Origin of the sequence: Rhodanobacter humi, assembly GCF_041107455.1 — a bacterium.
Classification (GTDB): Bacteria; Pseudomonadota; Gammaproteobacteria; order Xanthomonadales; family Rhodanobacteraceae; genus Rhodanobacter_A.
Map to the genome: position 1 here is coordinate 1853674 of NZ_JBGBPY010000001.1, position 24694 is coordinate 1878367.

General features: G+C 67.6%; 21 protein-coding genes. 7 read left to right on the forward strand and 14 right to left on the reverse strand.

What is annotated here, in order from left to right:
- Nucleotides 1–8: 8 nt before the first annotated feature.
- Nucleotides 9–281, reverse strand: a complete 273-nt coding sequence (locus AB7878_RS08175) for a phosphopantetheine-binding protein (protein ID WP_369493885.1) — start codon at nt 279–281, stop codon at nt 9–11.
- A 157-nt stretch (nt 282–438) separates the two neighbouring features.
- On the opposite strand from AB7878_RS08175, the gene AB7878_RS08180 reads away from it, so the two are divergent.
- Nucleotides 439–1362 carry a chorismate transformation FkbO/Hyg5 family protein gene (locus AB7878_RS08180; protein ID WP_442777768.1) on the forward strand — a complete coding sequence of 308 codons (924 nt, stop codon included), beginning with the start codon at nt 439–441 and terminating at the stop codon, nt 1360–1362.
- A gap of 16 nt (nt 1363–1378) precedes the next feature.
- Here AB7878_RS08180 and glmU read toward each other — a convergent pair whose 3' ends face one another.
- The 13 genes from glmU to queD all read right to left on the reverse strand — a co-directional run bounded on the left by glmU (nt 1379) and on the right by queD (nt 12304).
- Complete coding sequence (gene glmU / locus AB7878_RS08185) at nt 1379–2752, reverse strand: bifunctional UDP-N-acetylglucosamine diphosphorylase/glucosamine-1-phosphate N-acetyltransferase GlmU (RefSeq protein ID WP_369493887.1); 1374 nt, start codon at nt 2750–2752, stop codon at nt 1379–1381.
- A gap of 60 nt (nt 2753–2812) precedes the next feature.
- Entirely contained in the window at nt 2813–3349 is a 537-nt protein-coding gene (locus tag AB7878_RS08190) for an energy transducer TonB (RefSeq protein WP_369493888.1), read from the reverse strand.
- A 228-nt stretch (nt 3350–3577) separates the two neighbouring features.
- Entirely contained in the window at nt 3578–4000 is a 423-nt protein-coding gene (locus tag AB7878_RS08195) for a F0F1 ATP synthase subunit epsilon (RefSeq protein WP_369493889.1), read from the reverse strand.
- A gap of 100 nt (nt 4001–4100) precedes the next feature.
- Entirely contained in the window at nt 4101–5534 is a 1434-nt protein-coding gene (gene atpD / locus AB7878_RS08200; RefSeq protein ID WP_369493890.1) for a F0F1 ATP synthase subunit beta, read from the reverse strand.
- A 184-nt stretch (nt 5535–5718) separates the two neighbouring features.
- On the reverse strand, nt 5719–6636 hold the full coding sequence (atpG, locus tag AB7878_RS08205; RefSeq protein ID WP_369493891.1) for a F0F1 ATP synthase subunit gamma: 918 nt from the start codon (nt 6634–6636) through the stop codon (nt 5719–5721).
- Between the two features lie 77 nt (nt 6637–6713).
- A complete protein-coding gene (gene atpA, locus AB7878_RS08210) occupies nt 6714–8264 on the reverse strand; it encodes a F0F1 ATP synthase subunit alpha (protein ID WP_369493892.1) in 1551 nt (516 codons plus the stop codon).
- A 96-nt stretch (nt 8265–8360) separates the two neighbouring features.
- The gene (locus tag AB7878_RS08215) at nt 8361–8894 is read right to left on the reverse strand and encodes a F0F1 ATP synthase subunit delta (RefSeq protein WP_369493893.1); all 534 of its coding nucleotides are present in this window, start codon (nt 8892–8894) and stop codon (nt 8361–8363) included.
- A gap of 3 nt (nt 8895–8897) precedes the next feature.
- Nucleotides 8898–9368 carry a F0F1 ATP synthase subunit B gene (locus AB7878_RS08220; protein WP_369493894.1) on the reverse strand — a complete coding sequence of 157 codons (471 nt, stop codon included), beginning with the start codon at nt 9366–9368 and terminating at the stop codon, nt 8898–8900.
- A gap of 98 nt (nt 9369–9466) precedes the next feature.
- A complete protein-coding gene (gene atpE / locus AB7878_RS08225) occupies nt 9467–9760 on the reverse strand; it encodes a F0F1 ATP synthase subunit C (protein WP_056390773.1) in 294 nt (97 codons plus the stop codon).
- A 63-nt stretch (nt 9761–9823) separates the two neighbouring features.
- Nucleotides 9824–10642 carry a F0F1 ATP synthase subunit A gene (gene atpB / locus AB7878_RS08230; protein ID WP_369493895.1) on the reverse strand — a complete coding sequence of 273 codons (819 nt, stop codon included), beginning with the start codon at nt 10640–10642 and terminating at the stop codon, nt 9824–9826.
- 3 nt (nt 10643–10645) lie between these two features.
- Nucleotides 10646–11011 (reverse strand): hypothetical protein, encoded by a 366-nt coding sequence (locus AB7878_RS08235; protein ID WP_369493896.1) that lies wholly within the window; start codon nt 11009–11011, stop codon nt 10646–10648.
- A gap of 260 nt (nt 11012–11271) precedes the next feature.
- Nucleotides 11272–11655, reverse strand: coding sequence for a phasin family protein (locus tag AB7878_RS08240; RefSeq protein ID WP_369493897.1), 384 nt, complete (start codon nt 11653–11655; stop codon nt 11272–11274).
- A gap of 295 nt (nt 11656–11950) precedes the next feature.
- Nucleotides 11951–12304: a 6-carboxytetrahydropterin synthase QueD gene (queD, locus tag AB7878_RS08245; protein ID WP_369493898.1), complete on the reverse strand. Its 354-nt coding sequence runs from the start codon at nt 12302–12304 to the stop codon at nt 11951–11953.
- A gap of 264 nt (nt 12305–12568) precedes the next feature.
- On the opposite strand from queD, the gene AB7878_RS08250 reads away from it, so the two are divergent.
- From AB7878_RS08250 to AB7878_RS08275, 6 genes are all read left to right on the forward strand, one after another.
- Nucleotides 12569–13633, forward strand: a complete 1065-nt coding sequence (locus AB7878_RS08250) for a glucokinase (protein WP_369493899.1) — start codon at nt 12569–12571, stop codon at nt 13631–13633.
- Between the two features lie 56 nt (nt 13634–13689).
- Entirely contained in the window at nt 13690–16068 is a 2379-nt protein-coding gene (locus AB7878_RS08255; protein ID WP_369493900.1) for a beta-N-acetylhexosaminidase, read from the forward strand.
- A gap of 141 nt (nt 16069–16209) precedes the next feature.
- Complete coding sequence (locus tag AB7878_RS08260) at nt 16210–19404, forward strand: TonB-dependent receptor (protein ID WP_369493901.1); 3195 nt, start codon at nt 16210–16212, stop codon at nt 19402–19404.
- Between the two features lie 75 nt (nt 19405–19479).
- Nucleotides 19480–20931 carry an APC family permease gene (locus AB7878_RS08265; protein WP_369493902.1) on the forward strand — a complete coding sequence of 484 codons (1452 nt, stop codon included), beginning with the start codon at nt 19480–19482 and terminating at the stop codon, nt 20929–20931.
- Nucleotides 20932–20935: 4 nt separating this feature from the next.
- Entirely contained in the window at nt 20936–23656 is a 2721-nt protein-coding gene (locus AB7878_RS08270) for a glycosyl hydrolase 2 galactose-binding domain-containing protein (RefSeq protein WP_369493903.1), read from the forward strand.
- A gap of 16 nt (nt 23657–23672) precedes the next feature.
- Complete coding sequence (locus AB7878_RS08275; protein ID WP_369493904.1) at nt 23673–24680, forward strand: LacI family DNA-binding transcriptional regulator; 1008 nt, start codon at nt 23673–23675, stop codon at nt 24678–24680.
- Nucleotides 24681–24694 lie beyond the last annotated feature (14 nt).

The window sequence follows — 24694 nt, forward strand, 5'->3', positions numbered from 1 at the left end:
AGGCGGCTTCAGCCGGGCGCGCGATGCGCTTCGACGAACGCGCTCAAGCCGCGCAGGCTGGCGAAGATGCGCTGGTTGTCGGGGTGGTCCGAGCGCAGCTGGAAGCCGTAGCGCTTGGACACCGCCAGCGCGATCTCCAGCGCGTCGATCGAATCCAGCCCCAGCTCGCCGCCGAACAGCGGCGCGTCCGGATCGATCTTCGCGGGATCGACCGCTTCGAGGTTCAGGCTTTCCACGATCAGGGTGGCCAGCTCGTGCTGGGCAGGAGTCAATTCGGCCATGTGCGCGGAAACTCGGGAAACGTCGTCGAAACGGTGAAAAGCAGTAGCGAAGTGTAACATGGAGCCCTTGTCTTTCCCGGTTGCACGTATGGTCGAGGGTTGTGAAAGTCGATGGGCCGAGGCCGGCCTTGCGCGCGCGCCGCGCATTTCCTATCGCATGAACGATGCCGCCGCCCTGCTGGCCGAGCCCGGCACGCTGGCGGTGTTCGGCTTCGGCGGCCACGCTGCGGACACCGACGACCCGCGCTGGCTGCGCGTTCCGCTGGAAGCCTTCGACGCGCCCGCATCGCTGGAAGCCTGGCAGGTCGACGGGCCGGTGCAGCACGGCCGCCACGGTGCGCTGCGCTGGTCGGCCGGTGGCAGCTGGCTGTACGCCGCGCTGGAACTGGATGAACGCGAACACGGCGGCCCCGCCGGCGCGGCCCGCGTCGCCTACGCGCAGTTGCGCGAGTTCATCGGCGGCCGCGATGAACGCCAGGTGCTGCGCCTCTGGAACTACCAAGGCGCGATCAACCAGGGCGACGGCGACACCGAGCGCTACAAGCTGTTCTGCGACGGCCGCGCCGAGGGTTGCGGCGACTGGTTCGCCGGCGGCTATCCCGCCGCCACCGCGATCGGCCATCACGGCGATCCGCACCTGCTGCAGGTCTACCTGCTGGCCAGCGCGCAGGCCGGCACCGCGGTGGAGAATCCGCGCCAGGTCAGCGCCTGGCGCTACCCGCGCCAGTACGGCCGCACCGCGCCCGGCTTCGCCCGCGCGATGCGCCTGCCCGCGCAGGACGCGCTGGCGATCTCCGGCACCGCCGCCGTGGTGGGCCACGCCTCCGCCCACGCGGGCGATACCGCCGCGCAGCTCGACGAGATCCTGATCAACCTGGAAGCGCTGCTGGCCAGCGCCGGCATGCCCGCTGGCTTCGACACCCAGGCGCCGCTGAAGGCGTACGTGCGCCACCTCGCCGACGCACCGCGCGTACGCGAACGGCTGCAGCAGCGCCTCCCCGGCGTGCCCGTGCTGCTGCTGCACGGCGACGTCTGCCGCAGCGAGCTGCTGGTGGAACTGGATGGCTGGCGCTACGCCTGAGGGTGCGGGAGAGCACTCACGCCGGCTTCTTCGTTGGCCGCCGCCAGCCGTGCAGCGTGGCCTGTCGTCCGCGCGCGACGGTGAGTTCGCCCGCGGGGGCGTCGCGGGTGATCACCGAGCCGGCGCCGATGGTGGCTTGCGCGCCGATCGTCACCGGCGCCACCAGCGCGGCATTGGAGCCGATGAAGGCGCCGTCCTCGATGCGGGTGACGAACTTGTTCACGCCGTCGTAGTTGCAGGTGATGGTGCCGGCGCCCACGTTGACGCCGCGGCCGATCACGGTGTCGCCGAGGTAGGACAGGTGGTTGGCCTTGCTGTTCTCGCCGATGCGGGTCTTCTTGGTCTCGACGAAGTTGCCCACGTGCACGCCGGCGGCCAGTTCGGTGCCGGGACGCAGCCGCGCGAACGGACCGATCGTGCAGGGGCCGTGGGTGACCACGCCTTCCAGATCGCAATGCGCCTGCACCACGGTGCCGGCGGCGAGCCGCACGTCCTTGAGCCGAACGAACGGGCCCACGCGCACCTCGTCGCCGAGACTCACCGCACCTTCGAGGATCACGTCGATATCCAGTTCCACGTCATGGCCGGCGTTCACGGCGCCACGCACGTCGATGCGTGCGGGATCGGCCAGTCGCACGCCGGCCCGCATCAGCGCGCCCGTGGCGCGCCGGCGGTATTCGGTTTCGAGCGTCGCGAGCTGCAGGGCATCGTTCGCGCCGGATGCCTCCACCGGATCGCTGCATTCCACGCTGAGCGCGGGGCGCTTCTCCTCGTTCGCCATCGCGAAGATGTCGGTGAGGTAGTACTCGCCCTGTGCGTTGTCGCGGTCGAGCCCGGCAATCCACACGCGCAGCGCGGCGGCGGGCGCGACGAGGATGCCGGTGTTGACCAGGTCGATCGCGCGCTGCTCGTCGTCGGCGTCCTTTTCCTCGATCACGCAGCGCACGTGACCGTTGCCGTCGCGCAGCACGCGGCCGTAGCCGCGCGGTTCGGCCACGCGGATCGCCAGCAGGCCGAAGCCGCCTTCCACCTGCGCCAGTTCGCGCAGGGTCCCGGCGCGGGTCAGCGGCACGTCGCCGTACAGCACCAGCACCTGCGCCGCATCGGGCACCTCGGGCAGCGCCTGCTCCACCGCGTGACCGGTGCCGAGGCGCTCGGCCTGCAGCACCCAATGCAAGTCATCCTGGCCTGCGAACGCGGCCCGCACCTGGTCGCCGCCGTGGCCGTACACCACGTGGATCGCCGCCGGCTGCAGCGCTCGCGCGGTGGCCAGCACGTGCGCCAGCAGCGGTCGCCCGGCCAGCGGCATCAGCACCTTGGGGTGCGTGGACTTCATGCGCGTGCCGGCGCCGGCGGCGAGGACGATGACGTGAAGGGGGGCCTGGCTCATGCGGGTCTGCCCTGACGTGGAGAATCCGCGGAGTCTATCAGCCCCCTGCCGGACGCCGGCTCAACCCTGCGCAGACGCGGACATCACCGTCGCCTTGCCGGCATGGCACTCGAAGCGGAACGCGTAGCTCAGGCTGAACGGCTTGGTCTTGCTGTCCACCGCGTGGGTGTTGCCGTCCGCGTCCGCGGCCCAGTGGTTGATGCGCAACGGATTGAACTCCCACTGCAGCACTGCCGCGCGCGCGGCGGCGTAGAACAACGGACTGCGCGATGCGGCCGACACATCGTCCGTCGACAGATCACGCACGTCGCTGACCTTGCCCGCATCGTCCACGATCACCTGCACCCGCACCTCCTGCACCGGCGGGCAGGCCGCGAGTTGTTCCGGCGGATAGGCCGGCGTCACGCGCCGAAACGGCGTGGCACCCGTGGCGGTGTCACCGATCGCCAGCGGGTAATGCGCCACGTGGCCGTCGTCGAGCATCCGGTAACTGGCGGAGCCTTCGTTCGGCGCCCCGGCGGGCGGCGCGGCGACCGTGGCGCAGCCCGCCACGCCCAGCGCGAGCAAGCCCGGAGCCAGCAACCTGATGCGTGTCATCACGACCTTCTCCATCCGGCGAGTGTCGGCAACGCTATCAAATTACACACGTAATTTGAAGCGCCGCCATGGTCGCATAGGCAATCCCCGCACGCAAAAACGCCGGCGCAAGGCCGGCGTCTGCTTCAACGAGGCTGCCAAACGAAGCGGCCGCTCTTACCAGGAGTGCGGCCATGGATGGCCGCCCATTTGATTTCCGCGATCAGGGAAGATCGCAAAAGCAAAGCCTCAGTGCTTCAAATTCTTCCGCAGCCGCTCCAGCGCCTGCAGCTGGGCCATCGCCTGGGCCAGCTTGGCCTGCGCCTCGGAAACTTCCAGCGCGTCGGTGCGATTGGCCAGCGCGTCTTCGGCTTCCTTCTTCGCGCGCTGCGCGGCGGCCTCGTCGAGGTCGGCGGCGCGGATCGCGGTGTCGACCAGCACGGTGACCACCTGCGGCTGCACCTCGAGAATGCCGCCGGAGATGTAGAACTGCTGGCGCTCGCCCGCAGCCAGCACCACGTCGACATGGCCCGGCTTGAGACGGGTGATCAGCGGCGCGTGGCGCGGCGTGATGCCCAGCTCGCCCAGCTCGCCGGTGGCGACGAGCATCGTGGCCTCGCCGGAGAAGATCTCGGCCTCGGCGCTGACGATGTCGACTCGGAGGGTGGTCATGGTTGGTTACTCGTCACGTTCGCGGATGAACGAAAAGCAGGAAGAGCCGGCTTGCATGGTGGCGTTCTCGCCAGATTGCCCATGCTGTTGCGCAATCCGCTTACGCGGATTGCTTGGCCCCCATCTCCTCGCCCTTCTTGATGGCCTCGTCGATGCCGCCGACCATGTAGAACGCCTGCTCCGGCAGGTGGTCGACGTCGCCTTCGACGATCATCTTGAAGCCGCGGATGGTTTCCTTCAGCGACACGTACTTGCCGGGCGCGCCGGTGAACACTTCGGCCACGTGGAACGGCTGGCTGAAGAAACGCTCGCACTTGCGGGCGCGCGCCACCACCTGCTTGTCTTCCTCGCTGAGCTCGTCCATGCCGAGGATGGCGATGATGTCCTTCAGCTCCTTGTAGCGCTGCAGCATGCCCTGCACGCGGCGGGCCACGTCGTAATGCTCCTGGCCGACGACCTGCGGATCGAGCTGGCGGCTGGTGGAGTCCAGCGGATCCACCGCCGGATAGATGCCCAGCGAGGCGATCTGGCGCGACAGGGTCACGGTGGAATCCAGATGCGCGAAGGTGGTGGCCGGCGACGGGTCGGTCAGGTCGTCCGCGGGCACGTACACCGCCTGGATCGAGGTGATCGAACCGGTCTTGGTCGAGGTGATGCGCTCCTGCAGCACGCCCATCTCGTCGGCCAGTGTCGGCTGGTAGCCCACGGCGGACGGCATGCGGCCGAGCAGCGCGGACACCTCGGTGCCGGCCAGCGTGTAGCGGTAGATGTTGTCCACGAAGAACAGCACGTCCTTGCCCTTGCCGCTCGCGTCCTTCTGGTCGCGGAAGTACTCGGCCATGGTCAGGCCGGTCAGCGCCACGCGCAGGCGGTTGCCCGGCGGCTCGTTCATCTGGCCGTAGACCATCGCCACCTTGGACTCGGGCAGGTTATCCAGCTTGACCACGCCGGCGTCCTGCATCTCGTGGTAGAAGTCGTTGCCTTCGCGGGTACGCTCACCCACGCCGGCGAACACCGACAGGCCCGAATGCTGGGTCGCGATGTTGTTGATGAGTTCCAGCATGTTCACGGTCTTGCCCACGCCGGCGCCGCCGAACAGGCCGACCTTGCCGCCCTTGGCGAACGGGCAGACCAGGTCGATCACCTTGATGCCGGTTTCCAGCAGCTCGTTGGCCAGCGCCTGATCGGCATACGACGGCGCCTCGCGGTGGATCACCCAGCGGTCTTCGGCATTGATCGGGCCGACCTCGTCGATCGGGTTGCCGAGCACGTCCATGATGCGGCCCAGGGTGGCGTTGCCCACCGGCACCTTGATGCCTTCGCCGGTGTTGCGGGCCACGAGGCCACGCTTCATGCCGTCGGTGGAACCCAGCGCGATCGTGCGCACCACGCCGTCGCCCAGCACCTGCTGCACTTCCAGCGTGATCTCGGTGCCGTCGATCTTCAGCGCGTCATACACCTGCGGCACCTGATCGCGCGCGAACTCGACGTCGATGACCGCGCCGATGATCTGAACCACTTTGCCCTGACTCATGGATGTGCTCCGGATGGATCTTTAAGTGTTTTGTCATAGCGCCGCTAGCGCGTCGCTCTTATTTCGAGTGCAACCACGGACGGTTGCCTTTTGATCTTGCTCTGCGATCACGGATGATCGCTTTGATTCAACCACGGCCACGGATGGCCGCCCATTTGATCTTCGCGGTCATGGATGACCGCACTTACACAGCCGCAGCTCCGCCGACGATCTCGCTGATTTCCTGCGTGATCGCCGCCTGCCGGGTCTTGTTGTAGACCAGGGTCAGCGTGTCGATCACCTTGTTCGCGTTGTCCGACGCGCTCTTCATCGCGACCATGCGCGCGGCGTGCTCGCTGGCGAGGTTCTCCAGCACGCCCTGGTACACCACCGATTCGATGTAGCGGCCCAGCACGTGCTCCAGCACGGTCTGCGCGTCGGGTTCGTAGATGTAGTCCCAGTCGTGGGCCTGCTCCAGCTTGATGCCGGCATACGCCGACTCGCCGGCCGCCTGGTGCGCTTCCATTTCCGCGGCCACCAGCGGCAACGGCAGCAGCGCGTCGATGGTCGGCTTCTGCGTCATGGTGTTGACGAAGTCGTTGTAGGCGAGGAACACGCGGTCCAGCGCATTCGCCGAATAGGCGTCCAGCACCACCTTGATCACGCCGATCAGCTGCTCCAGCTTCGGCCGCTCGCCGAGATGGGTGGTGCTGCCGGTCAGGTTCACGCCCTTGATGCGGCGGAAGAACTGCAGCGCCTTCTGGCCGATCGCCACCACGTCGACCTGCACGCCTTTGCCCTGCCACTCCTGGATCGCCGGCAGCAGGCGGCGGAACATGTTGGAGTTCAGGCCGCCGCACAGGCCGCGGTCGGTGGACACCACGATGTAGGCCACCCGCGCCACGTTGTCGCGTTCGACCAGGAACGGATGCTTGAAGTCGGTGCTGGCCTGCGCCACGTGCGCGATCACCTTGCGCATGGAACGCGCATACGGACGCGAGGCCTTCATCAGATCCTGCGCCTTGCGGATCTTCGAGGCCGAGACCATTTCGAGCGCGCGCGTCACCTTGCGCATGTTCTGCGTGCTCTTGATCTTGGTTTTGATTTCGCGTCCGCTGGCCATCTGTTTCGCTCGCTGTGCTCGCCTGGGGAACGGGGTCTGGAGAACGGGGTGGTGGCGTTTCCTGCTCCCCGCTGCTCTTACCAGCTACCCGTCTTCTTGTACTCGTCCAGCGAAGCCTTGAAGACGCCTTCGATCTCGGCATCCCAGGCGCCGGTGGCGACGATCTTCTTCATCAGCTCGGCGTGGTTCTGGTGCATGAAGGCGTGCAGGCCCTTCTCGAACGCCAGCACCTTGTTCACCGGCAGGTCGTCGAGGTAGCCCTTCTCGGCGGCGTACACCGACAGCGCCAGCTCGGCGATCGACAGCGGCGCATACTGCGACTGCTTCATCAGCTCGGTGACGCGCTGGCCGCGGTCGAGCTGGGCACGGGTGGCCGGATCGAGATCGGAGGCGAACTGCGCGAACGCGGCCAGCTCGCGGTACTGCGCCAGCGCCAGCTTCACGCCGCCGGAGAGCTTCTTCACGATCTTGGTCTGCGCCGAACCGCCCACGCGCGACACCGAGATGCCGGCGTTCACGGCCGGACGGATGCCGGCGTTGAACAGGTCGGTCTCGAGGAAGATCTGGCCGTCGGTGATCGAGATCACGTTCGTCGGCACGAACGCGGACACGTCGCCGGCCTGGGTCTCGATGATCGGCAGCGCGGTCAGCGAGCCGGTCTTGCCCTTCACCTCGCCGTTCGTGAACTTCTCGACGTACTCCTCGGAGACGCGCGAAGCGCGCTCGAGCAGGCGCGAGTGCAGATAGAACACGTCGCCCGGATAGGCTTCGCGACCCGGCGGGCGCTTCAGCAGCAGCGAAATCTGGCGGTAGGCCACGGCCTGCTTGCTGAGGTCGTCGTAAACGATCAGGGCATCCTGGCCGCGGTCGCGGAAGTACTCGCCCATGGCGCAGCCGGCGTACGGCGCGATGTACTGCAGCGCGGCCGACTCGGAAGCGGAGGCCACCACCACGATGGTGTTGGCCAGCGCACCGTTCTCTTCCAGCTTGCGCACCACGTTCGCGATCGACGAGCGCTTCTGGCCGATCGCCACGTAGATCGAGAAGATGCCCGAATCCTTCTGGTTGATGATCGCGTCGATCGCCAGCGCGGTCTTGCCGGTCTGGCGGTCGCCGATGATCAGCTCGCGCTGGCCGCGGCCGATCGGGATCATCGAGTCGACCGACTTGTAGCCGGTCTGCACCGGCTGGTCGACGCTCTTGCGCCAGATCACGCCCGGCGCAACCTTCTCGATCGGCGAGCTGAGCTTGGCGTTGAGCGGGCCCTTGCCGTCGATCGGGTTACCCAGCGAATCGACCACGCGGCCGAGCAGCTCGGGACCCACGGGCACTTCGAGGATGCGACCGGTGGTCTTGGCCACGTCGCCCTCGCGCAGGTGCTGGTATTCGCCCAGCACCACCGCGCCGACCGAGTCGCGCTCCAGGTTCAGCGCCAGCGCAGTTGCGTTGCCCGGCAGCTCGATCATCTCGCCCTGCATCACGTCGGCCAGGCCGTGGATGCGCACGATGCCGTCGGACACGCTGATGATCGTGCCCTCGTTGCGGGCCTCCGCGCCGAGCTTGAACTGCTCGATGCGGTTCTTGATCAGTTCGCTGATCTCGGACGGGTTCAGGGTGGTGCTGGACATGGTCGTTATCCTGAAATTTTGTAAACGCGATGCTTTCTTTGAGAGTCCGACTGGATGCCGGGGTTTGCTCTCCGCGAAACGGACTTCGCGTGAAAATTACTGTGCGAGCGTGTTGCCCAGGCGCTCGAGGCGCCCGCGCGCGGAACCGTCGATCACTTCGCTGCCGGCGTCGATCACCACGCCGGCCAGCAGCGAGGCATCGACCCGGGCATCGAGTTCGATCTCGCGCTTGAAGCGGCGCTTCAGCGATGCCTTGAGCTGCTCGGCCTGTGCCGCGTCCAGCGCCATCGCGCTGGTCACCTTGACCAGCAGCTGCGACTCGGACTCGCGGCGATACTGCTCGTACAGCGCAGCCACTTCCGGCAGCAGCGCCATGCGGCGGTGCTCGGCCAGCTCGCCCAGGAACTGCGCGAACGGCGCATCGGCCGCCATGCCTTGGGGCAGGTGCAGCATCACCAGCTGCGCCGGCTGCACGCGCGGATCGTTGCCGAGGCCGGCCACGCGCGCGTCGCTGGCCACCGCGGCGGCGAAACCCAGCGCCTGCGACCACGCGGCCAGCGCGCCGCTGGCATGTGCCAGCTCGAACGCGGCGCGAGCGTAGGGACGGGCGAGAGTGATTGCCTGGGCCATGGATCAGACCTCGGCGGCGAGCTGGTCGAGCAGTGCCTTGTGCGTCGAGGCATCCACCTCGCGCTGCACGATCTTGGAAGCGCCCTGCACGGCCAGCGCACCCACGCGCTCGCGCAGTTGCTCGCGCGCCTGCTGCGCCATCGCGGCGATGTCGTCCTGCGCGGCGGCCTTCAGCCGATTGATCTCGACGATCGCGTCGGCGCGGGCCTTGTCGAGGATGCCGTTGGCCTGCTGCTGCGCCTTGTCGATGATCTCGGACGCCTGCTGGCGCGCCTTGCGCACCTCGTCCGCCACCTTCGTGTCGGCCGCCTTCAGCTCGGCGTGCGCGCGCTCGGCGGCGCTGAGGCCCTCGGCGATCTTGATCTGCCGTTCCTCGATGGCCTTGTTGATGTGCGGCCAGATGAACTGGACGCAGAACCAGATGAGGATGGCGAAAGCGATCATTTCGCCGATCAGGGTCGCGTTGAAATTCATCGCTGCCTTACCTGCAAATACGGAATGGAACCAGCGCGGGCCTCAATGGCCCGCGCCGACTTGCGGTGTGCTGCCGCGGCAGCACGCCGGAGTACGACTTACTGACCGGCGCCGGCGGCGGTCAGAATCTTGCCCAGCAGCGGGTTCGCCACGGCGAAGTACATCGCCAGCGCCACGCCGATCAGGAACGCCGCGTCGATCAGGCCGGCCAGCAGGAACATGCGGCCCTGCAGCAGCGGCACCAGCTCCGGCTGACGGGCGGCGGCTTCCAGGAACTTCGAGCCCATCACGCCGATACCGATACAGGCACCCAGCGCACCGAGGCCGATGATCAGGCCGAGCGCGATGGCGGTGAAGCCCTGGATTTGTGCAAACTGGACAAGATGTTCCACGGTGATCTCCTCGAAAAAACGGTTGTTGCGTTGAAGGGTTGAAGAACTGAAACAGAACCGGAATCAGTGATGGTCGTGCGCCATCGAGATGTACACGATCGTCAGCACCATGAAGATGAAGGCCTGGATCGAGATGATCAGGATGTGGAAGATGCCCCACACCGTGTAGCCGATGATGCCGGCGCCATACAGCGCCCAGCCGGCCAGGCCCGCGCCTGCGCTGAACAGGCCGGCGATCAGCATGAACACCAGCTCGCCCGCATACATGTTGCCGAACAGTCGCATCGCCAGGCTCACCGGCTTGGACAGCAGCTCGACCAGGTTCAGCGCGAAATTGGGGATCCACAGCGCCGGGTGCTTGCCGAACGGCGCGGTGAACAGCTCGTGCATATAGCCGCCAAAGCCCTTGGCCTTGAAGCTGTAGACGATGATCAGCAGGAACACCGTGATCGACATCGCGAACGTCATGTTGATGTCGGCGGTGGGCACGGCGCGGAAGTGGCCAATGCCGAACTGCTCGGTGATCCACGGCAGCAGATCGACCGGGAGCAGGTCCATCGCGTTCATCAGGAACACCCAGACGAACACGGTCAGCGCCAGCGGGCCCAGCACGCGGCGATCGCCGTGGAACACGTCCTTGACCTGGCCGTCGACGAACTCGAGGATGATCTCGACGAACGCCTGGCCCTTGGACGGCACGCCGGCGGTGGCCTTGCGCGCCTTCAGCCAGAACCACAGGCAGAACAGCACGCCCAACACCAGCGACACCGCGACCGAATCGAGGTGCACCGCCCAGAAACCTTCCTTGCTCGCATGCGGCACGAGGTGCTGGAGGTGGTGCTGGATGTATTCGGTAAGACCGCCCTGCGGCTCGCTTGCCATGTATCAACCCTTGAATCTGAACGCCAGCAGATAGACCGCGTAGGCAGCCACCAGCCCCGTCACGGCGGCCAGCGGCGGCAATTTGTACTGAAACAGGATCAACCCCAGCCCGCCGACGACCGCTGCCCACTTCAGCAGCATGCCGAGCAGCAGGCGGGCGAAAGCCGCCGCGCCGCCGACCAGGCGACCGAAGACCTGCACGGACATCAGCGCGGTACCCAGCGCCACCGTGAAAGCTCCGGCCGCGGCCGCAACCGCCTCCCGATGCCCCTTCAGCAGGAACACCGCGCCGACCATCGCCGCCACCGCAAGTTGCAGCAGCACCGTGCGCAGTGCGAGGCGCCGACCGGCGTCGAGACTGTTGAGCACGTAACCTCTCCGCACCGGTTTCCACCAAGTGGCACCGATACAGCCACGAACCATGATTCAATCCGTAAAAGTATATCAGTGCCCCGCTTGCAGCGACAAGCCGCGAACGCTGCGGCAACTTGTCCCGCAGCCCGCTTCGAGTGCAGACGTTGTCGCCTGATTCACCAAAGAAAAGGGCCGGACTGGGGAAGTCCGGCCCTTGCTGCCGCGCGGGAGGGAGGGGGGCCGCCGGCAGGGTGCCACTCGGGTTGTTCCGTTGCTTACTTCGCGGCGGCCTTCTTCGCGGCCGGCGCGGTCACCGCCTCGTTGGCGGCCTGGCGCTGTTCCTGCACCAGCGCCTGCAGCGACTCCGCAGCCTTCTGCGTCACGGCGATGATTTCCTGCGAAACCGCCACTGCGCGCTCGGCCTGCTCGCGGCTGAGGCTGGCGCCCTTTTCCCACAGGCCGCGCAGGGCGTCGGCGTCGCGGGTTTCCAGCGCCTCGGCCACGAAGGCGGCCGAATCACGCGTCTGCTGCTCAAACGCCTTGAGCTGCAGCCCGGCGACCGTCTCCAGGCTCTTCAGGGCCAGCGACTGCGCCTTGAACGCGCCCTCGGTGATCTGCTTGGTGTAGGCGAAAAACTGGTTGCTGTACTGCTGGTTCATGAGCTTGCCCTCGTGGGGTTTGCGGGGTAGTGGCAAGCACTCTAGCAAGCTTTTTTGTGCAATGCAATATATTTTTTGTGGCCGGGCAAGACCACTGTGAAAATATTCAGGATATACACATCATTGGATCAGTCACGCAGCTGTCGCAATGCCGCAATACTCACGGCTACAGGCTCAGGAATGCAGGCGATTCCGGGCCCACCGGCCGCACCGGTCTCCCGCCCGCGGGCGTTCCGTCCCGGACGCCAGGAACGATGCCGGAGCGTTCGCTTTCCCGCCCGACCCGGATTCCGGCCTACCCCCGGTAGCGGCAGCCCGACGTGCAGGTCTCGTGCACGGTGACTTCGGACAGCAGCGGCAGTGCCGGCTTGAGGCGCTCCCAGATCCATATCGCCAGCCGCTCGCTGGTGGGGTTTTCCAGCCCCTCGACGTCGTTGAGGTAGTGATGGTCGAGCCGCTCAAACAACGGCTGGAAGGCCGCCTTCACCTCGGCGAAATCCATCACCCAGCCGCTGTCGGCGCCGATCTCGCCGCTCAGATGGATCTCCACGCGGAAGGAATGCCCATGCAGGCGCGCGCACTTGTGCCCTGCCGGCACATTCGGCAGGCGGTGTGCGGCCTCGAGGGTGAAGGTCTTGAAGATATCCATCGCGGCATTCTATCGCGCCGCCACTGCGCGCCCGCGGGGGCCAGCCCTCTTCCCGATCGACGCCATAGCCGGCCCGCGGCGGCACCACGGAATGCTGCGGCACAGCATGTCAAAGACATGACGACGCCCAAAACATCGCGGTTAATTAAACATTTTCAATGAGATACATTCAAACATCAGTCTTGTCGCAGCGCGCTGCATCGCGGATTGACACCGGTGTCAACGACTCGCAAGCTGTCACCCGTTCCGTTGCGGGGGAGCACGGTGAACGCGGCAATCGACCAACCGGATCGACCGGCAAGTGTCTCGACGACGCCATTCCTGGCGGCCGACGTCGGCGGCACGCACGCCCGCGTGGCGCTGATCCAAGTCGCCCAAGACGGGGGGCGCGCGGTCGAGGTGCTGGCCTACCGCAAGTTCGCCTGCGGGGATTTCGGCGGGTTGGCGGAACTTCTGCAGGCCTTCGTCGACGACGAGGTGCAGGCCCCGGTGCGGCGCTGCGTGCTCGCCTGCGCCGGCCAGCTGATGGGCGACGAGGTGCTCAACGACAACTCCGCCTGGCCCATTCACCTACCGTCGGTGCGCAGGGCGCTGGCGCTGGACGACCTGGCCGCACTCAATGACTTCGAGGCGCTGGGGTACGCGCTCGACAACCCGCTGGTCTGCGGCGGCCGCCTGCTGTGCGGGCCGGATCGCCACGCCGATGGCCCGACGCTGGTGATCGGTCCCGGTACCGGCCTGGGCGCGGCGGTGCGCCTGTCCGGTCCCGCTGGCGGCTGCGTGCTGGCCACGGAAGCCGGCCAGATGGATTTCGCGCCGCACTCGATCCGCGAGCGCGAGATCCTCGCGCAGCTGGTGCCGGATGGCGGTTACCTGCCGTGTGAGCGCATCGTGTCGGGTCCCGGCCTGCTGACCCTCTACCGGACCCTGTGCGCCTTGCACGGGACAACACCCTGGCTGGCCACGCCCGCGGCCGTCACCGCGGCCGCCATGGCCTGCAGTGATGCGCAGGCCACGGAAGCGGTGGAGGTCTTCTGCGCGGCGCTGGGAAGTTTCGCCGGCAGCCTGGCCATGGCCTACATTGCCAGCGGCGGCGTGTACCTCGCCGGCGGCTTCCTGGATTCGATGTTCGGCCTGCTGGCACGCAGCGATTTCGAGGAGCGCTTCCTGCACGGACGCAGCGTGCGCGCGTTCCTGTCGCAGGTTCCGGTATGGGTGACGGAGCACGGACGCCAGGGCGTGCTGGGCGCGGCGAGGTGGTACCTCGGACGTGGCACGTCCGCTGCAACGACGCCGCGCCCCGCCGCGGCAGGCGGTCCGGCCCCGTGAACGTCATCGCGACATCGGCGCCGCGCCTTTCCGGACAGCCGCGCGCGCGGGCGTGCGTGGGAAAAGGTCTCGCCGCGTTCGCCGCCGCGTGGCTGGCGACCATGGGCATCGCCACGGCGACGCCGGCCGCGCCTGCCTGGTCGCTGCTGCCGCAGCCCGCCCACGCCTACCCCGCCGCATCGCCCGCGGTCGAGATTGCGGATGGCGCCGTGGTCGCCGTGCACGGTGCGGATCGCCCGCAGCTGCAAGCCATCGTGGACCGGTTCGTGCATTTGCTGGCCGACACGCGCGGCCTGCGATTGCACGCGACGACGGCGGCCGACGCGCGCGCCGCCATCACGTTCAACATCGACCCGCACGCGGACGTGGCGGGCGGTGCCGGCTACCGCATCGTGATTGATGACCAGGGCATACGGATCACCGCGCGCACGCCGCGCGGCGCGTTCTACGGCAGCGTCACCCTGTGGCAGTTGCTGACGCCGCCCGGCTGGACCCGCGGCAGTGCGGCCGAAGTGGCCGCGGGCGTCATCGACGACCACCCGCGTTTCGCCTGGCGCGCGCTGCTGCTCGACTCCGGACGGCATTACCAGAGCGTGGCCGAGATCGAGCGGTTGATCGACTGGATGTCGCTCGACAAGCTCGACGTGCTGCTCTGGCATCTGACCGAGGACCAGGGCTGGCGCCTGGACATCCCCGGCTACCCCGCACTGACGAAAACCGGCGCCTGCCGCAACGCGGTGGGCCTCGATGCCGAGTTGACCGGCTCGCCCGACCAACCCTATTGCGGCCATTACACCGCGGCCGAGGTGCGCGAGATCGTGCGTTACGCGGCCGAACGCTACGTCACCGTGGTGCCGGGCATCGACCTGCCCGGGCATGCGCAGGCGGCCATCGCCGCGTATCCGTGGCTGGGCGTCACCGGCCAGCGTCCGCCCGTGTGGACGGACTGGGGCGTCAGTCCGTGGCTGCTGAAGCCCGACGCGAAGACCCTGCATTTCGTCGACGACGTGCTCGACGAGGTGATGCGACTGTTCCCCTCGAAGTACGTCTCGATCGGCGGCGACGAAGCGGACAAGCAGCAGTGGAACGCCTCGCCCGCGGTGCAGGCGCAGATGCACCAGTTGGGCCTCGCGAACATGGACCAACTGCAAGGCTGGTTCACCGGCCAGGTCGCCGGGCATCTCACTGCGCACGGGCGCACGCCGGTCGGCTGGGACGATGAACTGGTCGCGGGCGCGACGCTGCCGGCTGCGGAAGTGGTGATGTCCTGGCACGGCAACGACGGCGAGCGCGTGGCGCTGGCCGCGCTGCGGCAAGGCCACGACGTGGTGATGACGCCGCAGGAGTCGCTGTACTTCGACCACTACCAGTCCAGCCTGCCCGACGAATGGCCAGGGCAGCCGCCGATGGCGACGCTGCGGCAGGCCTACGACACCGTCGTGATCCCGCACGGCGCCAGCGCGGCCGAAGCCGGCCATGTGATCGGCGTGCAGGCCGGGCTCTGGACCGAACTGATGCCGGACTTCGCGCGCGACCAGCATGCGCTGTACCCGCGCGTCGCCGCCCTGGCGGAACTGGGCTGGTCGCCGGCGGCCGCGCACGATTGGCACGGCTTCCTGCAGCGCCTGCCCGCCGAACTGGAGCGCTACCGCGCACTCGGCATCGGCTATGCCGACACGGCGTTTGCGCCCGCCTTCGACGTGACGGCAGGTGCCGGCGACACGCTGCGCGTCGCGCTCGCCAACCAGACCGGCTTCGGCACGATCCGCTACACGACCGACGGTTCCGCACCGACGCCGGCTTCCACGGCGTATGTCCGCCCGCTGACACTCGCTGCACGAGACCGGACCACGCTGCGCGCGGCAACCTTCATGCCCGATGGCTACCCGCTCGCCGCGCCGCGCATGCAGGTGCTGGATGCCGCGACGCTGCTCGGCCGCGACAGCAGCCAGCTCGCCTCCTGCTCGCACCAGCCGGGCATGCGCCTGGGCGGCCGGCAGCCGGCGCGGGGTCCGCGGCCGGTCTACACGATGGACGTCGGCGACATGTGCTGGCTGTGGCCGCAGGCGCCGCTGGCAGGCGTCACGCACGTCAACCTGAGCGTGGCGCGCGTGACATGGCGCTTCGGCGACGAGGCCAAGGATGCCGTGGTGCGCCCCAGGGTCGGCGCGGCTGGCGAGTTCGAGATCCATGCCGACTCCTGCACGGGGCCGCTGCTCGCCCGCCTGCCGCTGACGCCGGCGGCGCAGGCATCGGGACAGACCCGTCTCGGCGCACCGATCGCGACGACGCCGGGCAACGGCGCCCGCGACTTGTGCATCGTCGCCACGGGCGACCCGCGCGACGGGCAGTGGGCGCTGGCCCGCATCACGTTTTCGAAAGGCAACACGGAAACCGGCGTTCCGCAGGGGGAGCGCCGAACGGGGAAACGGTGATGGCGCGCAGCGCCATGCCGGTTGCATAGCGTGACCGCCGCACCGTGCCGCGTCGCACGGCGGATGTCATCCGGATGCGCAGGTTTTGAAGCAACGCGGAGCAGTTGGGATTCGACCGACATCAACCGAGAGGCAAAGTCCATGTCCACCGACCATCGCAAGCACCCCTTGTCATTCGCCATCTCCATGTCGCTGCTCGCCGTCGTGGCGACCTCGGCCATGGCATCGCCGCGCCCGGGTGCCCCGGCGGACAACCCGGGGGCGCAGGCCGCCACGCCGCAGGACGCGCAGGCTGCGTCGCCGGCCGATGCCGCGAAAGCCAAGTCCAAGGCCGATGCCGCGAAGCAAAAGGCGGCGGTCACGTTGTCCACCGTCACCGTCTCCGGCGTGCGCGCCTCGCAGATGCGCGCGATCGACCTGAAGCGCGATGCGCCGAACATCCAGGACAGCATCACGGCGGAAAACATCGGCGCGCTGCCCGACGTGACCATCACCGACTCCCTGCAGCGCGTCACCGGCGTGCAGATCAACCGCGACGCCGGCGTGGGCACCTCGGTGGACGTGCGCGGCCTGCCCCAGGTCGGCACCATGCTGAACGGCGAAGTGTTCATCACGGCGGACCAGATCGACTCGCAGCAGCCCGACTTCACCATGCTGCCGTCCACGCTGTTCCACGGCGTGGACGTGCTGAAGTCGTCCACCGCCAGCACCACCGACAGCGGCATCAGCGGCGCGATCAACCTGCATACCTACCGGCCCTGGGATCTGCCCAGCGGCTTCACCTACAGCTATTCCGCGAACGGCGAGCGCGGCTCGACCACGCGCCACTGGGGGCCCGAGGCCAACGGCCTGATCTCGTTCAACGACGACGGCCACTGGGGCCTGCTGGTGTCGGCCGACTTCTCCAACACCCGGCGAATGAACTCCACCGAGGGCCTCGACCAGTACGGCGTCGTGCTGAACGGCGAGAACGCGACCAGCGCGGCCAGCTACAACGGCTTCCTGACCGCGTGGAACGGCGCACCGATCCCGTCGCAGATGGTGCAGAACGCCGACGGCAGCGTGGACGTCAACGGCGACGGCAAGTCCAACGGCGTGTTCATGGGCAGCCAGAACATCGGCCTCTACGACACCACCACCCAGCGCAAGCGCAAATCCGGCAATGCCTCGTTCCAGATGGACCTCGGCAACGGCTTCAGCCTGACCAGCGACTACTTCTACTCGCAGCAGCGCGAGTGGGATCGCAACTTCGGCATCCAGTTCAACTCCACCAACTGGCAGGGCGCCACCTACGTGCCGCTGCAATCGCGCAATACCGGCAGCCCCGCGCTCGGCTCCTACGGCACGCCGGAACCGGGCTGGGAGGGCTCGCAGCTGTACACCACGCAGGTGTACGAGAAGTGGCCGGGCGACGTGGAGTCGTTCTCGCAGATCATCCAGAAGAGCTCGGTCGCGAAGAACTTCAACCTGCAGCTGGACTACGACAACGGCGGCAATTTCACGGCCAGCCTGCGCGGCATCCGCGACACCGCGTCCCAGTCGAACGTCGAAACCGACGTCAACATCTCCGATTCCGACGGCGCGCTGTGGCCCAACGTGTTGAACGACGGCGTGAACGTGCCGCCCGGCACCATGATTTATCCATCGCAGCTGGGCGGCAACCGCGTGTTCAACGCGAACGGCGTGCCGCAGAACACGATACCGATCGTCGCGAACTTCGGCGGCCGCTATCTCACGATCGGCATGCCTTCGTCGCTCGCCAGCGATTTCGCCAACCCCAGCGGCTGGACGATGAAGACGCTGGAATCCTCCGGCGACTACAACCGCGAGGTGGCCCTGAACGCGTTGCGTTTCGATGGCAAGTACGATTTCCAGGACGGTTTCCAGCTCGAATTCGGCGTGCGCAACAGCATCCGCAGCGCGAACAACCTCGGCTGGACGCTGGAAACGCCGGTCTATGCCGGCATGGGGGCGACCGACCCGAACGGCTGCCTGGTGCGCTACGTCGGCGCCGACGTGGTCATGAACAGCGGCTCGTGCACCGCGGGCAACGACCAGGGCTACTTCCGCGCGGGGCCGCTGTCCGCGATATCGATGCCGAATACCGCGGCGCCGCTGTCGGGCAACTTCAAGCAGTACACCAACCTGCTCGGCTCGGGCATCAACTTCTGGGCGATCAACCCCTCCGCGATGATCAACCCCATCGCGTACTGGAAGTCGCTCTACCCCGATACCGTGCAGGTGGGCGAGCCGGGCACCAGCTGGGGCGTGGGGCTGAAGGAGTTGACGGGCTATCTGCAGGGCGATTTCAGCGGCACCCTCGGCAACATGCCGTACAGCGGCAACGTCGGCGTGAGGGTGATCCGCACCCACCTGAACGTCACCCAGCACCTGAGCGGCGCCCCGGGCTCGTACGGCGACGAACCCGCCGACGCCGGCACCTCGATCACCACGCGCAGCTACCACGACGTGCTGCCGTCGGCCAACTTCTCGCTGGACATCACCGACCAGCTGAAATTCCGGCTGGCCTATTCCAAGAACATGATGCCGCTGGACCTCAGTACCTGGGGTGGCGGGCTGCAGCTGAACTACTCGCTGATGGAGACGCCGCAGGGGCCGATCTTCCGCGTCGCGAACGGCCAGTCGAGCGGCAACCCCAGCCTCAACCCGTGGCGTTCCACCAACTACGGCGCGTCGCTGGAGTACTACATCAACCCCACCAGCATGCTCAGCCTCGCACTGTTCCGCATCAATGTGCAGAGCTTCATCAAGAGTGGCAGCGTGACCAACTGCACCCTGCCGGACGAGGACGGCGTGGTGCGCAACCATTGCATCGTGATCAACGAGCCCGTGCAGGGCACCGGCAACAGCATCCACGGCGCGGAATTTGACTACCGCCAGGGCTTCACCTTCCTGCCGGGCATCCTGTCCAAGACCGGCATGGAGGTGAACGCTACCTACGCGCCCAGCAACTCGGGCGAACGGGACTTGTCCGGCGCCAAGATCCCGTTCCAGGACAACTCCACCAAGTCTGGCAACTTCATCCTGTGGTACCAAGACGACCGCTTCCAGGCCCGCCTCGCGTACAACTACCGTTCGCGGCGCGCGGTAATGGACAGCGTGGGCGGCATCACCGGCATGGAGATGTACGAGGCACCGCAGAAGTACCTCGACGCCTCGGTCTCGTACAAGATCAACAAGTATGCCGAGGTGTTCGTGGATGGCACCAACCTCACCAACGAATACCAACGGTATTACCTCGTGTGGCCCGACCAGCCCGCGCACTCGAATTTCTCCGAGCGCATGTTCATGGTCGGCGTGCGCGGGCAGTGGTGACAGTAGCGGCGACCGGAGCGGTTCCCTCGCCGCTCCGGTGGTTCTGACCGTGGCGTCATGCCCGCGGCAGCGGGCATGACGCCACGGCTGCAGTTCAAGCGCACCGCGTTGCATCCAACCCACAACGGCAAGGCAGACATGCCAGATCCCAGCGCATCCAAGCCCGTCCGCAGCGACGGCTTCCACCGATCGATCGGCCTGTTCTCGGGCACCGCGATCAACATGACCCAGATGTGCGGCATCGGGCCGTTCATCACCATCCCGATCATGGTCGCCACCATGGGCGGGCCGCAGGCGATGATCGGCTGGATCGCCGGCGCCCTCCTCGCGGTGGCCGACGGCCTGGTCTGGGCGGAGCTGGGCGCCGCCATGCCCGGCTCCGGCGGCACCTATGTCTACCTGCGCGAAGCGTTCCAGTACCGCACGGGCAAGCTGATGCCGTTCCTGTTCATCTGGACGGTGCTGCTGACGATCCCGCTGCTGATGTCGACCGGCATCATCGGCATGGTCGAGTACCTGGAGTATTTCTTCCCGCACCTCGGCTGGTGGCCGGTGCATCTGGTCAGCCTGGCGGCGACCGGCCTCGTCACCTGGCTGCTGTACCGGCGGATCGAGTCGATCCGCGCGATCACCATCGCGTTGTGGGTGATCATGCTGGTGTCGGTGATCGGCGTGTCGGCAGCGGGCTTCTCGGACTTCCACCCGGAATTCGCCTTCAGCTACCCGGCCGGCGCATTCGGCAGCCACTTCTTCGTGGGCCTGGGCGCGGGGCTGATCCTCGGCATCTACGACTACCTCGGCTACTTCACCACCGCCTACATGGGCGACGAGCTGCGCAACCCCGGCCGCACGATGCCCGGCTCGATCATCATCTCGATCATCGCGATGATGGTCGTCTACCTCGTGCTCAACCTCAGCGTGCTTGGCGTGGCGCCGTGGCAGGAAATCGCCCAATCCAGGTCGGTGGCCTCGCTGGTGGTGGAGCGCAGCTGGGGGCACCTGGCCGCCGCGGGCATGACCGTCCTGATCATCGTGACCGCGTTCGCCTCGGTGTTCGCGGGCCTGCTCGGCGGCTCGCGCGTGCCGTTCCAGGCGGCGCACGAAAAGGTGTTCCTGTCGGTGTTCGGCAAGCTGCACGCGAAGCACGGCTTCCCGCACGTGGCCTTGCTCACGATGGGCGTGGTGACGGCGATCGGCACGTTCTTCGACCTCACCGAAGTCATCAACATGCTGCTGGCGGCCACCATCATCGTGCAATCCATCGCGCAGATCGCCGCGCTGGTGGTGCTGCGCAAGCGCCAGCCGCTGCTGATCCGGCCGTACCGGCAATGGCTGTATCCGATACCGTGCGTGATGGCGCTGCTGGGCTGGATCTACGTCTACGTGTCGGCGTCCGCGATGTCGCTGATCCTGTCCGGCGCGTGGATCGTCGCCGGCCTCGTGGTGTTCGCGATCTGGGCCAGGGTCAACCGCTGCTGGCCGTTCGCGCCGGTGGAAATCCGCGAAGCCTATCTGGGGAACGACTGACATCATGCGCACCCTCACCCGACCCGTATTGCTGCTGCTCGCGACACTGGCGTTCGCGCCGCTGGCGCACGCCGCGACCGCCTACGCGCCCACGCCGGTGAACGGCGGCGCCGGCTCCGTCACCACCATCGCCCACTGGCAGATCCAGGACAGCGCCAAGGCGCAGGAAGGCGGCGCCGCGATCTCCGCCGCCGGTTTCTCCACCCGCGACTGGTATCCGGTGAGCGGCCGCGCGACGGTGATGGCGGGCCTGCTGGAGAACGGCAAGTTCCCGGATGTGTTCCACAGCGACAACCTGCGCGCGGTGCAGGTGCCGGATGCCAGCGGCCAGCTGTTCGTGAATCCGTGGTGGTACCGCAGCGAATTCACGCTGGCGAAGGCCGCCGCGGGGACGCACACGCTGTTGCGCACGAATGGCATCGTTGCCAGCGCCGACCTGTGGGTGAACGGGCATCTGGTCGCCGACCATGCCGCCATCGCCGGCGCCTATCCGGTGCACGAATTCGACGTGACGCGCTGGGTGCATGCCGGCGTCAACACGCTCGCGCTGCGCGTGCATCCGGCCGATCCGCGCCGGGCCCTGACCATCGGCTGGGTGGACTGGAACCCCACGCCGCCGGACAACAACATGGGCCCGTGGCGCGGCGTGGACGTGGTGCAGACGGGGCCGGTCGAACTGCGCTTCCCGCATGTGGCATCGACGCTGTCGCTGCCCGATCTCGCGCGCGCTGCACTGACCGTGACGGTGGAGGCACGCAACCTCGACACGGTGGCGCACGCGGCGACGATCACCGGCGAAGTCGCCGGCGTGTCGCTGCGCCAGACCATCCAGCTCGCCCCCGGCCAGACGCAGACGGCGACGTTCTCGCCCGGCACGGATCCCGCCCTCACGCTGAGCCATCCGGAAATCTGGTGGCCGGTCGGCATGGGCGCGCATCCGCTGTACGACTTGCGGATGGCCGCCACGGTCGACGGCGCGACATCCGACAAGGCCGGCGCGAGCTTCGGCATCCGCAGCGTCAGCTCGCATCTCACGAAGCAGGGCTATCGCCAGTTCGTCGTCAACGGCAAGCCACTCTTGATCCGCGGCGCCGGCTGGGCGCCGGACCTGTTCCTGCGCGACGATCGCGCGCGTATGGAGGTCGAGTTCAGCTACGTGCGCAACCTCGGCCTCAACACCATCCGCAGCGAGGGCAAGCTGGAGAACCAGCGCTTCTACGAGCTCGCCGACCGCGACGGCATCCTGATCCTCGCCGGTTGGGAATGCTGCGACATGTGGGAGTCGGCGGCGAAGACCGGCGGCAAGCCGTGGGATGCCGCCGACATGAAAGTGGCCGAAGACTCCATGGCCAGCGAGGCGCGTCTGCTGCGCAACCACCCGTCCGTGATCGCCTTCCTGATCGGCAGCGACAACGCGCCGCCGCCCGCGATCGCGAAGATGTACGTCGACACCTTGCATGCGGAAGGCTGGACGCTGCCGGTCATCGCGGCGGCCGCGGACCAGGCCACGGCGGAAACCGGGCCGTCCGGCATGAAGATGGCCGGGCCGTACGCGTGGATACCGCCGTCCTACTGGTATGCGGACAAGCTGGGCGGCGCGTTCGGCTTCGACTCCGAGGTCGGCGCGGGCGCCGCGATTCCGCGGATGGAGGACTTGCAACGCATGCTCTCGCCGCAGGAGCAGGAAGCACTCTGGAAGTACCCGCAGACGCGGCAATACCACGCCTCCGCCGCGTGGTCGCCGTTCGCCAGCCTCGCACCGTTCGACCACGCGCTGGCCACGCGCTACGGCGCACCGAAGGGTCTCGCCGACTACGTCGCCAAGGCCCAGCTCGACAACTACGACAACACCCGCGCCGAGTTCGAGGGGTTCAACGCGCACATGGACGCGGCCAGCCCCGCCACCGGCGTGATCCACTGGATGCTCAACAACGCCTGGCCTGCGCTGCACTGGCACCTGTACGACTGGTACCTGAACCCGGCCGGCGCCTACTTCGGCGCGAAGAAGGCCAACGAGCCGCTGCACATCCAGTACGCCTACGACACGCATGGCGTGGTGCTGGTCAACCACACGCTGGCCGATGCGCAGGGTTTGCAGGCCCGCATCCGCGTGCGCAACCTCGACGGCAGCGTGCGCTACGAGCGCAAGCTGCAAGGCATCGCGCTGGCCGGCAACCATGCACAGCAGGTCGCGACACTGCCGGCGCCCGCCGGCCTGTCGCGCACGTACTTCGTCGAGCTGGAACTCGCCGCCGCCGACGGCAAGCCGGTCAGCCGCAACGTCTACTGGCTTTCCACCCAGGCCGACCGGCTCGACTGGCCGCATTCGAACTGGTACCTCACGCCGCTGACGCAGTACGCCGACTTCACTGCGCTGCAGTCGCTGCCGGGCGCGAGCAGCGACGCGCGGGCGAGCGTGCGGCGCGAGGGCGCCCGGGACATCGCCACCGTCACGCTGAGTCTGCCCGCCGGATCCAGCGGTGTGGCGCTGTTCCAGCACCTTTCGATCAGGCAGCCCGCCGACGGCCAACCCGTGCTGCCGGTCCTGTGGAGCGACAATGACGTTACGCTGTGGCCCGGCGAGTCGCTCACCCTGACCGCGCATTTCGCCGCGCAGGGCACGGCGACGCCGATCATCGAAGTGGGCGGATGGAACGTGCCGAGCCGGCGCGTCCCCGTCACCATCGAGCACCCGGCAGGCGCCGACCAAGGAACCACGCATTGAATCCGGCCAGACTTTCATGACGCGCGCGACCATCGACGACGTCGCCCGCGCCTCGGGCACCTCGAAAAAAACCGTGTCGCGTGTACTCAACAACGAGCCGAACGTGCGCGACACCGTGCGCGAGCGCGTGCTGGCCGCCATGGCGCAACTCCATTACCGCCCGCTCACCTCGGCGCGCAGCCTGGCGACCAACCGCTCCTTCATGATCGGCCTGCTGTACGACAACCGTTCGCCCAGCTACATCATGGAAGTGCAGACCGGCGTGCTGGAGGCCTGCGAGGCGCAGCACTACAGCATGATGGTGCAGCCGCTGGTCTCGGCGGCGACGGACTTCGTCGAGCGGGTCGAGGACATCCTGTCGCGGCACCGGCCCGACGGGCTGATCCTCACGCCGCCGATCACCGACCACCCGCAGCTGCTGGCACGCCTGCGCCAGGGCGGCCTGCCGTTCGCCTCGATCGCGCCGCGCCATCCCGGGGACTGCATCGGCGTGATGCTGCGCGAACGCGAGGCCGCCGCGGCGATGGTGGATCACCTGGTGTCGTTGGGCCACCGCCGCATCGCGCATATCCTCGGCGATCCCGAACACGGCGCCGGCATCTGGCGTCTGGCCGGTTTTCGCGACGGCCTCCGTCGCGCGGGACTGCAGGAAAACCCCGCGTACATGGTCCAGGGCCGGTTCTCCTTCGACTCGGGCGTGGCCGCCATGCGCCAGTTGCTGGCGCTGCCGCAGCGGCCGACCGCGCTCTTCGCGGCGGACGACGACATGGCCGTCGGCGCGATCTGGGCCGCCGCGGAAGCGGGCGTGTCGGTGCCCGGCGAGGTATCCATCTGCGGCTTCGACGACACCACGATCGCCACCCAGGTGTGGCCGCCGCTGACCACCGTCCACCAGCCCGTGCGCGAAATGGGCCGGCGCGCCACCGAGGAACTGCTGCTGCGCGTGCTGGACAAGGGCGAGCCGCGGATGGTCGAAGTTGACTACGAAATGCGCATCCGCGCCTCGACCGCGGCGCCGGCCTGACGCGTCCGCGTATA

Bases quoted from the DNA above. Each gene is read 5' to 3' on its own strand.
- AB7878_RS08190 (WP_369493888.1), bottom strand. From the start codon at position 3,349: ATGACACGCATCAGGTTGCTGGCTCCGGGCTTGCTCGCGCTGGGCGTG.
- atpD (WP_369493890.1), bottom strand. From the start codon at position 5,534: ATGAGTCAGGGCAAAGTGGTTCAGATCATCGGCGCGGTCATCGACGTC.
- AB7878_RS08270 (WP_369493903.1), top strand. From the start codon at position 20,936: ATGCGCACCCTCACCCGACCCGTATTGCTGCTGCTCGCGACACTGGCG.
- AB7878_RS08275 (WP_369493904.1), top strand. From the start codon at position 23,673: ATGACGCGCGCGACCATCGACGACGTCGCCCGCGCCTCGGGCACCTCG.
- AB7878_RS08180 (WP_442777768.1), top strand. From the start codon at position 439: ATGAACGATGCCGCCGCCCTGCTGGCCGAGCCCGGCACGCTGGCGGTG.
- queD (WP_369493898.1), bottom strand. From the start codon at position 12,304: ATGGATATCTTCAAGACCTTCACCCTCGAGGCCGCACACCGCCTGCCG.
- AB7878_RS08220 (WP_369493894.1), bottom strand. From the start codon at position 9,368: ATGAATTTCAACGCGACCCTGATCGGCGAAATGATCGCTTTCGCCATC.
- glmU (WP_369493887.1), bottom strand. From the start codon at position 2,752: ATGAGCCAGGCCCCCCTTCACGTCATCGTCCTCGCCGCCGGCGCCGGC.
- AB7878_RS08240 (WP_369493897.1), bottom strand. From the start codon at position 11,655: ATGAACCAGCAGTACAGCAACCAGTTTTTCGCCTACACCAAGCAGATC.
- AB7878_RS08260 (WP_369493901.1), top strand. From the start codon at position 16,210: ATGTCCACCGACCATCGCAAGCACCCCTTGTCATTCGCCATCTCCATG.
- AB7878_RS08175 (WP_369493885.1), bottom strand. From the start codon at position 281: ATGGCCGAATTGACTCCTGCCCAGCACGAGCTGGCCACCCTGATCGTG.
- atpB (WP_369493895.1), bottom strand. From the start codon at position 10,642: ATGGCAAGCGAGCCGCAGGGCGGTCTTACCGAATACATCCAGCACCAC.
- AB7878_RS08195 (WP_369493889.1), bottom strand. From the start codon at position 4,000: ATGACCACCCTCCGAGTCGACATCGTCAGCGCCGAGGCCGAGATCTTC.
- AB7878_RS08215 (WP_369493893.1), bottom strand. From the start codon at position 8,894: ATGGCCCAGGCAATCACTCTCGCCCGTCCCTACGCTCGCGCCGCGTTC.
- atpG (WP_369493891.1), bottom strand. From the start codon at position 6,636: ATGGCCAGCGGACGCGAAATCAAAACCAAGATCAAGAGCACGCAGAAC.
- AB7878_RS08265 (WP_369493902.1), top strand. From the start codon at position 19,480: ATGACGCCACGGCTGCAGTTCAAGCGCACCGCGTTGCATCCAACCCAC.
- atpA (WP_369493892.1), bottom strand. From the start codon at position 8,264: ATGTCCAGCACCACCCTGAACCCGTCCGAGATCAGCGAACTGATCAAG.